This window comes from Fretibacterium sp. (assembly GCF_057312375.1).
In genome coordinates this window covers 1-10557 of sequence record NZ_DBHLDX010000029.1, presented here as the reverse complement: position 1 = coordinate 10557, position 10557 = coordinate 1, and the positions used below count along the sequence as shown (strand labels likewise).

Genomic DNA, 10557 nt, shown 5'->3' with positions numbered 1-10557 from the left:
GAGTTGAAGTCGAAGACGGGGGGCTCCATCTTCGGGGATGTGTCCCCCTGAGCCGCCGCGGGTTGCTGCACACCCGCGTCGAACGCGGGGGCCTCCGGCTGAGGGGCGACAGAGGGCTGGGCAGAGTAGCTCTGATCTGCTGCAGGCTGCTGCGCAAAGGAGTTGAAGTCGAAGACGGGGGTCCCCATCTTCGGGCTCGTGTCCGCCTGAGCCGCCGTGGGTTGCTGCTCGCCCGCGTCGAACGCGGGGGCCTCCGGCTGGGGGGCGAAGCTCTGGGCACCGTAACCCTGTCCGGCAACGGGGGGCTGCTGGGGCATGCCGAAGGCCGCCGCAGGGTCCATCTGCTGGGGGGCGAAGCTCTGGGCACCGTAACCCTGTCCGGCAGCGGGGGGCTGCTGGGCCGTGCCGAAGGCTGTCGCAGGGTCCATCGGCTGAGAGGCGAAGCCCTGGGCCCCGTACCCCTGTCCGGCAGCGGGGGGCTGCTGGGCTGTGCCGAAGGCCGTCGCAGAGCCCAGCAGCTGGGGGGCGAAGCCCTGAGCACCGTACCCCTGTCCGGCGACGGGGGGCTGCTGGGCCGTGCCGAAGGCCGCCGCAGAGCCCATCGGCTGGGGGGCGAAGCCCTGGGCCCCGTACCCCTGTCCGGCGACGGGGGGCTGCTGGGCCGTGCCGAAGGCCGCCACAGAGCCCATCGGCTGGGGGGCGAAGCCCTGAGCACCGTAACCCTGTCCGGCGACGGGCTGCTGCTGGGCCGTGCCGAAGGCCGCCGCAGAGCCCATCGGCTGGGGGGCGAAGCTCTGGGCGCCGTACCCCTGTCCGGCGACGGAGGGCTGCTGGGCCGTGCCGAAGGCCGCCGCAGAACCCATCGGCTGGGAGGTGAAGCCATGGGCACCGTAGTCCAGTGCGTGCCCATGGACGACGCTCTTGGGCGCCGACGAGGGCGGGGTCGATGGCGCAGGCGACGGGCTCATCCGCATCGCGGGACCGCTCCGGCGCGGGAGCCTGACTCGCGTGAGCCGCCTCACGGCCTTCTTCAGCAGGCCAAAGAGCGGGATCATAGCCAGGATCAGGACGTAGATAAGATAATTGTGAAAGGAGGCAAGCTGTGGAACGTACTCCTCGATCGTCAAGGTCAAAGGGTTTGTCAGGTCCAGGATCTTCTCGTGGATGGGCGCCAGCTTCTCAACGATGCCGTTCAAAAACTCCATGGGGACTCCATCTCCTCAAACTGGGTTCTCCTGCGTATTCTCACATTATGTCCCGCCTTTTGCAAGGGGCGGGCCGTCACTAGACGTTGAATCGAATCTCGATCATGTCGCCGTCCCGGACGGGGTACTCCTTCCCCTCGAGGCGGAGGACGCCCTTATCCCGGCAGGACGCCAGGCTGTAGCCGTTGGCCGCAAAGTCGTCGAAGGAAACGACCTGAGCCCGGATGAAGCCGCGCGCCAGGTCGGAGTGGATGGCTCCCGCCGCGTCCAAGGCGGTGTCGCCGCTACGAAGGGTCCATGCCCGCACCTCGTCCTCGCCGCTGGTGAAGAACGAGATGAGCCCCAGGAGGCGATAGGCCTCGTGAATCAGACGTTCACGCCCCGGCTCCTCGACGGAGAGGTCCTTCATGAACTCCTCCTGCTCCGCCGGGGTGAGCTGCGCGAGCTCCATCTCGATGGAGCCGTACACGCGGATCGCCGTCAGGCCCTTCTCCGCCAGCGCGGACAGCAGGGGAGCGGCCTCGGGGACGTCGCCCGTCTGCCCTTCGTCAAGGTTCAGGACCACGAGCTCAGGCTTCAGCGTCAGGAAGGCGAAGCCCGACAGGGTGCGCCGCTGCTCCTCCGTCAGGGGGAACTCCCGCAGGGGGCGCTCCTCCATCAGGTGGTCCTGGAGGGCGTGCAGAAGCTCCCCCTCCGCGTTCTCGGCGGGCGAGGTCTTGCGCTTTGCCGCCTTCTCGTCAAGGCGCGCGAGGCGGTTGCCGATGACGCCCAGGTCGCGGTAGATGAGCTCCGTTTCCACGATCTTCCAGTCGCGCAGGGGGTCGATGGTTTCCTCCGGGTGGGGGACGGAGGGGTTGCCGAAGGCCCGCACGACGTGTAGCAGCGCCTCGGACTCCGCGACGAAGGAGAGAAAGGAGTTTCCCAGACCGGCGCCCTTGCTGGCGTCGCGGGACAGGCCCGCCAGGTCCACGAACTCGATGGCTGCCGGCGTTTCCTTTTTAGGTTTGAACACCTCAGCCAGCTTGTCGAAGCGCGCGTCCGGCACGCTGACCAGGGCCCGGTTCGGCTCGGTCCTGCCGCCCGCGTAGGGTTTGACCTCCGCTCCGGCGCGCGTGATGACGTTGAACACCGTCGATTTGCCCGAGAGAGGCAGGCCGACGATTCCGCATTTCAGCAAAAAGATCCCCTCCAAAAAAGCACACAAAAGCCGATCAAACGACGTCACAAAGTTTAACCGGGTCCGCGCTCGACGGAGCGGCCTTTTCGAGGGCCGTCTGCGGCGCTTTAGTCCTGATCTCTTATTTTACGACATGGCGGCGGGAAAGCCAACCTCTTTCAGGGCGCGAACGCCGTTGAGGCGTTCCTCGCACCCTGGGTCCATCCGGCGGTGCGCTGCGGGCTGAGGTTTGAAATAATATATTCGGCGCAACGACTGCCCTGTCCTTTCCTGACGGCTCCGGCGTGATAAAATACAAGGGCAGAATTAAAGTGTATAAAGGGTGCTGCCCTCGCCACAAATAAAATCATGGAAGGTACGGCTTTCGCGAGTCGCGTTTTTTTCGGCCCGCCACGCAGGAGACGCTGCTTCTGTGTGCGACAGGCCGGTGCGGCGGCGCGGATGGTAAAATAATAAAACAACCGGGGGGTGTCCGCCCCTTGGGAGTTCCCCCCTGTCAGGAGGGGGATATCTTCCGTAAGGAGAGGATAGTTTTGAAGAAGTTCGTTTCTGCAGTTCTGGCTTTTGCGCTGGCCCTGTCGCTCTGCGGCGCGGCCCTGGCGGCGAAGGATGAGCTGGTCGTCGCCGACCAGTACGACGCCACGACTCTGGACCCCATCAACCACAACGACTACCCGACCTCGCGCGCCTGCGCCCAGATCTACGACACGCTGGTCATCCTGAACGACGACGGCATGCCGCAGCCCTGCCTGGCGGAGAAGTGGGAGTTCCTGACGGACAAGGACTACAAGATGACCCTGCGTAAGGGCGTCAAGTTCCACAACGGCGACGAGATGAAGGCCGAGGACGTCAAGTTCTCCCTCGAGCGCGCCAACACGCCCCGTGGGGCTCAGATCCACGAGTACTCCCAGGACCTCGATAACGTCGAGATCGTGGACGACTACACGGTGATCCTGCACCTCAAGACCGCCAACACGCCCTTTTTCGCCTCCCTGTCCCACAGCTGGGGCAGCATCGTCAACAAGAAGGTCGTTGAGGCCGCAGGCGACGACTACGGCATAGAGCCCGTGGGCACCGGCGCCTTCAAGTTCAAGGAGTGGGCCAAGGGCGACCACTACACCTTCGAGCGCTTCGACGACTACTGGGGGGAGAAGGCGAAGGTCAAGACGCTGACCGTGCGCGCTATCCCCGAGCCGACGAACCGGACCATCGAGCTTGAGACGGGCGCCGTGGACATCTCCTATCCCATCAGCACGGTCGAGCTCTCCCGCGTCGAGGGGAATGACGAGCTGACCCTGCAGCGCATGCCCCTTTCCTCCACCACCTACATGGGCTTCAACACCACGAAGGCCCCCTTCAGCGACGTCCGCTTCCGCCAGGCCGTCTTCGCCGCTCTTGACACGGTGGGCATCCAGAAGGCCGTGTTCCGCGGCGTCGGCAAGACCCCCCGCAGCCTGATCCCGTCCTCCACGAAGTACTCGATCAACGACGAGCTCCCGGTGCACGAGCGGGACGTCGAGAAGGCGAAGGCCCTCTTCAAGGAGGCGGGCATCGACCCCGCAACGCTCTCCTTCACGATCCTCACCAACGAGCGCAAGGAGCGCGTGGACATGGCGCAGATCATTCAGTCTCAGCTTGCCGAGCTTGGCATCAAGACGGACATCAAGCAGATGGAGTGGGGTTCCTACCTCGGCATCCTTCAGCAGAGGACGCACGACGTGTTCCTGCTGGGCTGGGGCCTCTCCGTTCCCGATCCCAACTACGCCGTGGCGGGCCTTCTGGCCACCGGCGCCGGCACGAACTACACGGGCTTCAGCAACAAGGAGCTGGACGAACTCCTTGCCAGGGGGCGCAGCCTCCAGGATGGCGACGAGCGCAAGCAGGTCTACAAGGACATGCAGCTCTTCATCAACGAGCAGTGCCCGATGGTCTACCTGCACAACGACGAGGCGGTCGTGGGCGTCCGCAAGGCCGTGAAGGGCTTCAAGATCAACCCCTTCGAGGTCCACAGGTTCGCTCCGGCCTACTTCGAGGATTAGAGGGAAGAAGCGCCTGAAGGAGTGCCCGTGGCCGCGTTCGTTCGCGGCCGGCGGCCCCTGAAACAGGCCCCCTGGGTGAGCTCCTGAGGTCAACGGACGGCGGGGAGGGGAACTTCTCTGCCGTCCGTTCTTTGACGCCCCGGCCCGGCCGGGGCAAAAATTTCGCGTTTCCCTGCGCACAATCCCAGTAAACTCTAGGAAAGGAAGGATGATCCTTCGATGCTGCGATACATCGTTCGCCGTGTCCTGTTCCTTATCCCTGTCCTCCTGGGGGTCGCGTTCTGCGTCTTCACCCTGCTCTACCTGACGCCGGGCGACCCCGCGCGCATGGTCCTTGGCGACATGGCGACGGACGAGGCCATCAAGGAATTCAGGGACAAGGAGGGGCTGAACGACCCCTACCTGGTGCAGTTCGGAAATTACGTCTGGAAGGCGATCAATGGGGACATCGGCCGCTCCTACAGCACAAGGCGCCCCGTCATGAAGGAGCTCCTGACGGCCTTCCCCTATACACTGAAGCTCTCCGCCTTCGCCATGATCATCGCCATCCTCATCGGCATCCCCTGCGGCATCATCTCGGCGATCAAACAGTACTCGTGGTTTGACACCATCACGATGATCTTCGCCATGGTGGGGCTCTCCATGCCGGTGTTCTGGCTTGGGCTCCTGCTCATCCTGCTGTTCTCCGTCCACCTGCGCTGGCTGCCCTCGTCGGGCTTCTCCACCTTCAAGGCCATGATCCTGCCCTCCGTGGCACTGGCCGCCCAGTCCATCTCCATGGTCACGCGCATGACGCGCTCCTCCATGCTGGAGGTCGTCCGGGCGGACTACATCCGGACGGCGCGGGCGAAGGGGCAGAAGGAGTCCGTGGTCATTTGGGTACACGCGCTGCGCAACGCGCTGATCCCCGTCGTGACGCTCTGCGGGCTTCAGTTCGGAAGCCTGCTGTCCGGCGCCATCCTGACGGAGACCGTCTTTGCCGTGCCGGGCGTGGGGCAGCTGATGATCCGCGCCATCATGGCGCGCGACTATCCCATGGTGCAGGGCGGCGTGCTGTTCGTGGCCATCGCCTTCAGCATCGTGAACCTGCTGGTGGACCTTCTGTATGCCTACATCGACCCGCGCATCAAGGCGGATCTCGTGTAAGGAGGGCTTGAGATGAGCGATAAAAGCGAAACGAACGGCAACATCGTCCCAGAGCTGACGAAGCGCGTCCATCGCGGCCCCTTGGCGGAGGTCCTCTTTCGCCTGAGCAAGAGCCCCCTGGCCATGTTCGGGCTGGCCATCATCCTGCTTCTGGTCTTCTGCGCGATCTTCGCCGAGGTCATCTCCCCCTACGATCCCACGACGCAGGACCTGGCGCACATGTTCGAAACGCCGAGCTCCGCGCACTGGCTGGGCACGGACGAGTTCGGCCGGGACATCCTGAGCCGCCTGATCTACGGCGCCCGCGTGTCCCTTCAGGTCGGATTCGTGGCCGTGGGCATCGCGCTGGTCGTGGGGGGCTTTTTGGGCGCCGTCTCCGGCTACTACGGCGGCAGGCTTGACAACGCCATCATGCGCGTCATGGACGTGCTGCTCTCCATCCCCCAGACTCTCCTGGCCATCGCCATCGTGGCGGCGCTGGGGCCGAACCTGATGAACCTGATGATCGCCGTGGGCATCTCGGCGGTCCCCACCTACGCGCGCATCGTGCGTGGCTCCGTGCTCTCCATCCGCAACATGGAGTTCATCGAGGCCGCGCGGGCCGTGGGCAGCCCGGACCTGCGCATCATCCTGAAGCACATCATCCCCAACAGCATGGCCCCCATCATCGTGCAGTCCACCCTGGGCGTGGCGTCGGCCATCCTGAACGCCGCTGGCCTCTCCTTCATCGGGCTGGGCATCCAGCCGCCCAACCCGGAGTGGGGCGCGATGCTGTCCGGCGGGCGCCAGTACATCCGCGACTTCCCCCACATGACGCTCTACCCCGGCCTGGCGATCATGTTCACAATCCTTGCGCTGAACTTCCTTGGCGACGGCCTGCGCGATGCGCTTGACCCGAAGCTGAAGCGCTGACGGGGCGGAGGTGCAACTATGACAACGACGAACGACAAGAACGGGGACCTCATGCTGGACGTCCGCGACCTCACCATCCACTACGAGACGGACAATGGCGTGGTCCACGCGGTGGAGGGCCTGAACCTGCAGCTGGGGCGCGGCGAGTCCCTGGGCTTCGTGGGTGAGACGGGCGCGGGCAAGACCACCACGGCGCTGGGCATCATGCGCCTGATCCCGAACCCGCCCGGAAGGATCAAGAGCGGCGAGATCCTGTTCGAGGGTGAGAACCTGCTGAGCAAGAGCGAGGCCGAGATGCGCCACATCCGCGGCGCGAAGATCGCCATGATCTTCCAGGACCCCATGACGAGCCTCAACCCCGTGATGACGGTGGACAAGCAGATCGCGGAGATGATCCGGCTGCACCGCCGGGTGAGCGAGGCCGAGGCCCTGTCCCAGGCCGGCGACATGCTGGAGCTGGTGGGGATCCGCCGGGAGCGCATGCACGACTACCCGCACCAGTTTTCGGGGGGCATGAAGCAGCGCGTGGTCATCGCCATCGCGCTGGCCTGCGACCCGACGCTCCTGATCGCGGACGAGCCCACGACGGCGCTCGACGTGACGATTCAGGCCCAGGTGCTGGAGCTGATGAAGCAGCTGAAGCAGAAGTTCGCCGCCTCCATGATCCTGATCACCCACGACCTAGGCATCGTGGCGGACATCTGCGACAAGGTGGCCATCATGTACGCGGGCCGCGTGGTGGAGTACGCGGACAAGCGCGCGCTCTACGCGACCCCGCTGCACCCTTACACCATCGGGCTCTTCAACTCCGTGCCGGACATCGACGAGGACATCGACGAGCTGCCCGTCATCCCCGGCCTGATGCCGGACCCCATGGCCCTGCCCGCGGGCTGCACGTTCCACCCCCGCTGCTCCATGGCGGAGGAGAGCTGTTCCACGGTCCGGCCGGAGATGCAGGAGCTGGAGCCGGGACACTTCGTGGCCTGTCCCGTGCGGGCCCGCATGATGGGCTGCCAGGCGGCAGGGAGGTGAGAGCGATGACGGACAACAACAAGCCTTACATCAAGGTGGAACACCTGAAGAAGTACTTCAGCACCAAGCGGGGGATGCTGCACGCGGTGGACGACGTGAGCTTCGAGATCCAGCGCGGCGAAACCCTGGGGCTGGTGGGAGAGTCCGGCTGCGGCAAGTCCACGCTGGGCCGCTGCCTCATCCGCCTTTTGGACAGCACCTCCGGCAGCGTCATGCTTCAGAACCCGGAGGACGGGAGCTGCATCGACGTGACGAAGGTGGACGCGGCCACGATGAAGGACCTGCGCAAGCGCGTGCAGATCGTCTTTCAGGACCCCTACTCCTGCCTGAACCCGCGCCTCTCCGTCTGGGAGCTCATCGCGGAGCCGCTGATGGTGAACCGCGTCTACAGCGACAAGGCCGCCATGCGCAAGCGCATCCGCGAGCTGATGAGCACGGTGGGGCTGGCGGAGAGGCTGGAGAACAGCTACCCTCACGAGCTGGACGGCGGCCGTCGGCAGAGAATCGGCATCGCCCGCTCCCTGGCTCTGAACCCGGAGTTCATCGTGTTGGACGAGCCGGTGTCGGCCCTCGACGTCTGCATTCAGGCTCAGGTGCTGAACCTGCTGAACGAGCTGCAGAAGGAGTTCAACTACACCTACGTCTTCATCTCGCACAACCTGAGCGTGGTGAAGCACGTGTCGGACCGCATCGCCGTGATGTACCTGGGGCAGATCGCGGAGCTCTCGGAGTACCGCGAGCTCTTCAAGAACCCCATGCACCCCTACACGCAGGCGCTGCTCTCCGCGATCCCCCTGGCGAAGCTGGACGTGAACCGCGAGCGCATCATCTTGGAGGGGGACGTGCCCAGCCCCATCGAGCCGCCGGACTCCTGCCGCTTCATGGGGCGCTGCCGCTACCGCCAGGACGTGTGCGCCAAGGGGACCCCGCCCCTGGCGGAGTACGCGCCGGGGCACTTCGTGGCCTGCCATTTCGCCGGGAAACTGGCCGAAAGCCATTAAAACCGAAAGCGGGCCGCAGCGACGCGGCCCGCAGCCTGTATCGAGGAGGTTTCTCTCTTGTATTCCACGCTTGAACACTTTTTGAAGTACGTGACCTACGACACGCAGTCGAAGGAGGACGCCGGGGTCGTGCCCAGCACGCCGGGGCAGATGGTCCTGGCGAAGGAGATGGAGCAGGAGCTGCGGGACCGTGGGCTGAAGGACGTGACCCTGACGCCGAACGCCTACGTGACCGCCACGCTGCCGGGCAACGCGAAGGGGAAAGTGCCGGCCATCGGGTTCATCGCCCACATGGACACGGCGACGGAGGCGTCCGGAAAGGACGTCAAGGCCCGCGTCGTAAAGGGCTACGACGGCGGCGACGTCGTGCTGAACGAGGCCCTGAAGGTGGTCCTGTCGCCGCGGGACTTCCCCTTCATGAAGGACTACGTGGGGCAGGATCTGGTGGTGACGGATGGGACGACGCTCCTCGGGGCGGACAACAAGGCCGGCATGGCGGAGGTCATGGGGGCCGTCGATTGGCTCCTGGAGCATCCGGAGTTCGAGCACGGGGACGTGAAGGTGGCCTTCACGCCGGACGAGGAGGTGGGGGAGCTGGCGAAGGGGCTGGACATCGAGAAGTTCGGCGCGGACTTCGCCTACACCCTGGACGGCGGCCCCATCGGCGAGCTGTGCTACGAGAACTTCAACGCGGCGGGGGCCGTGGTGACGATCGAGGGGCGGGCGGTGCACCCCGGCACGGCGAAGGGGCTGATGCTGAACGCCATCATGATGGGGCACGAGTTTCTCTCCCTCTTCCCCGCCAGCGAAACGCCGGCGACGACGTCGGGCTACGAGGGCTTCTTCCACTGCACGAGCTTCGAGGGCACGACGGAAAAGGCCGTCCTGCGCTTCATCATTCGGGACCACGACGCGAAGAAGTTCGAGGAGCGCAAGCGGTTCGTGGAGAGGGCCGTGAACTGGCTGCGGGACAAGTACGGCGCGGAGAGGGTTCGGCTCGACCTGCACGACCAGTACCGCAACATGGCGGACAAGCTCGCGAAGCGCATGGAGGTCGTGGACCTGGCCCTCGACGCGATGAAGGAGCTGGACGTCAAGAGCTTCATCATCCCCATGCGTGGCGGCACGGACGGCGCGGCGCTCTCCTGGCGCGGGCTTTTGACGCCGAACCTCTTCACCGGCGGTCACAACTACCATGGCCGCTTCGAGTTCATCCCCGTCCAGGTGATGGAGAAGGCCACGGCGATGGTGCTGAAGATCCTGGAGCTCAGCGTGAAGCGCGCGGGCTGACGCACTTTCGGGAAATCAATCAGGCCCTGCCTCGGCAGGGCCCTTTTTGTGCCGCGTCCCCTGCGCTGCGGCAGCACTGCCCTCCTCTCGACGCAAGACACGGCAATCTTCACGATCTTCTGCCTCCGACGCGCCCAAACGGCGTACAAAGCCCGTTACGATAAGGGTTTTTGAAGAAAAAAACGAAAGGCGGCGGGTTTATGCCCGCCGCCTCCACAGTCCTTCTGCTTCAACGCCTCAGGGCCAGACCCTTGCCGTCCGGCTCCGTCTTGAAGCGGCCGATGAGTTCGTTCAGCTGTTCCACCGTATCCGCCATGCTGCGCGAAGCCTCTTCAATGCTCTTTGCGGCGTCCGTCGTCCCAGCAGCTGCCTGACCGATCTCTTTCTGAACGCCGACGATCTCTCCGATGGAGTTGGTCACGCCCTGCACCGAGGCGGTCATCTCCTCCGCGGACGCAGCCTGCTCCTCCGAAACCGCCGCAACGTTCTGGATCGAATCGTTCAGGTGGTTCGTCGCGCTCAGGACACCCTGAAGCTCTTTATCGACCGCCTCGGCGCTGGTGAGGAGCTCAGAGAGGTTCTGGGCCATCTCCTTCGTCGCTGAGAGCGAGCTTCCCGAACGCTCTTGAAGCTCCCGGATCAGCTTGCTGACCTCCTTGGCGGCGTTGCCGGACTCCTCGGCCAGCTTGCGGACCTCCTCCGCCACGACGGCGAAGCCGCGGCCCGCCTCGCCCGCCCGCGCCGCCTCGATCGCC

Annotated in this window: 9 protein-coding genes; 6 read left to right on the top strand and 3 right to left on the bottom strand. The window is 65.0% G+C overall.

Going from position 1 to position 10557, the window contains the following annotated elements; translation table 11 throughout:
- A partial coding sequence (locus ACO41U_RS06045) for a hypothetical protein (protein ID WP_485942381.1) occupies window positions 1–1205 on the bottom strand: 1205 nt, incomplete at its 3' end.
- Between the two features lie 79 nt (window positions 1206–1284).
- The gene (gene ychF, locus ACO41U_RS06040; RefSeq protein ID WP_298777521.1) at window positions 1285–2382 is read right to left on the bottom strand and encodes a redox-regulated ATPase YchF; all 1098 of its coding nucleotides are present in this window, start codon (window positions 2380–2382) and stop codon (window positions 1285–1287) included.
- A 533-nt stretch (window positions 2383–2915) separates the two neighbouring features.
- On the opposite strand from ychF, the gene ACO41U_RS06035 reads away from it, so the two are divergent.
- The 6 genes from ACO41U_RS06035 (at window position 2916) to pepT (ending at window position 9802) form a co-directional block, all read left to right on the top strand.
- Window positions 2916–4421 carry an ABC transporter substrate-binding protein gene (locus ACO41U_RS06035; RefSeq protein ID WP_485942379.1) on the top strand — a complete coding sequence of 502 codons (1506 nt, stop codon included), beginning with the start codon at window positions 2916–2918 and terminating at the stop codon, window positions 4419–4421.
- Between the two features lie 219 nt (window positions 4422–4640).
- The gene (nikB, locus tag ACO41U_RS06030) at window positions 4641–5567 is read left to right on the top strand and encodes a nickel ABC transporter permease (protein ID WP_298777517.1); all 927 of its coding nucleotides are present in this window, start codon (window positions 4641–4643) and stop codon (window positions 5565–5567) included.
- Window positions 5568–5579: 12 nt separating this feature from the next.
- Window positions 5580–6479, top strand: a complete 900-nt coding sequence (nikC, locus tag ACO41U_RS06025; RefSeq protein WP_298777515.1) for a nickel transporter permease — start codon at window positions 5580–5582, stop codon at window positions 6477–6479.
- 18 nt (window positions 6480–6497) lie between these two features.
- The gene (locus ACO41U_RS06020) at window positions 6498–7511 is read left to right on the top strand and encodes an ABC transporter ATP-binding protein (RefSeq protein ID WP_485942377.1); all 1014 of its coding nucleotides are present in this window, start codon (window positions 6498–6500) and stop codon (window positions 7509–7511) included.
- A gap of 5 nt (window positions 7512–7516) precedes the next feature.
- The gene (locus ACO41U_RS06015) at window positions 7517–8512 is read left to right on the top strand and encodes an ABC transporter ATP-binding protein (protein ID WP_485942375.1); all 996 of its coding nucleotides are present in this window, start codon (window positions 7517–7519) and stop codon (window positions 8510–8512) included.
- 57 nt (window positions 8513–8569) lie between these two features.
- Complete coding sequence (pepT, locus tag ACO41U_RS06010; protein ID WP_485942373.1) at window positions 8570–9802, top strand: peptidase T; 1233 nt, start codon at window positions 8570–8572, stop codon at window positions 9800–9802.
- Window positions 9803–10031: 229 nt separating this feature from the next.
- On the opposite strand, the gene ACO41U_RS06005 is transcribed toward pepT, so the two are convergent.
- A partial coding sequence (locus ACO41U_RS06005) for a methyl-accepting chemotaxis protein (protein WP_485942371.1) occupies window positions 10032–10557 on the bottom strand: 526 nt, incomplete at its 5' end.

Coding starts and splice junctions, on each gene's coding strand:
- nikB (WP_298777517.1), top strand. CDS start 4,641: ATGCTGCGATACATCGTTCGCCGTGTCCTGTTCCTTATCCCTGTCCTC.
- nikC (WP_298777515.1), top strand. CDS start 5,580: ATGAGCGATAAAAGCGAAACGAACGGCAACATCGTCCCAGAGCTGACG.
- ACO41U_RS06020 (WP_485942377.1), top strand. CDS start 6,498: ATGACAACGACGAACGACAAGAACGGGGACCTCATGCTGGACGTCCGC.
- ACO41U_RS06015 (WP_485942375.1), top strand. CDS start 7,517: ATGACGGACAACAACAAGCCTTACATCAAGGTGGAACACCTGAAGAAG.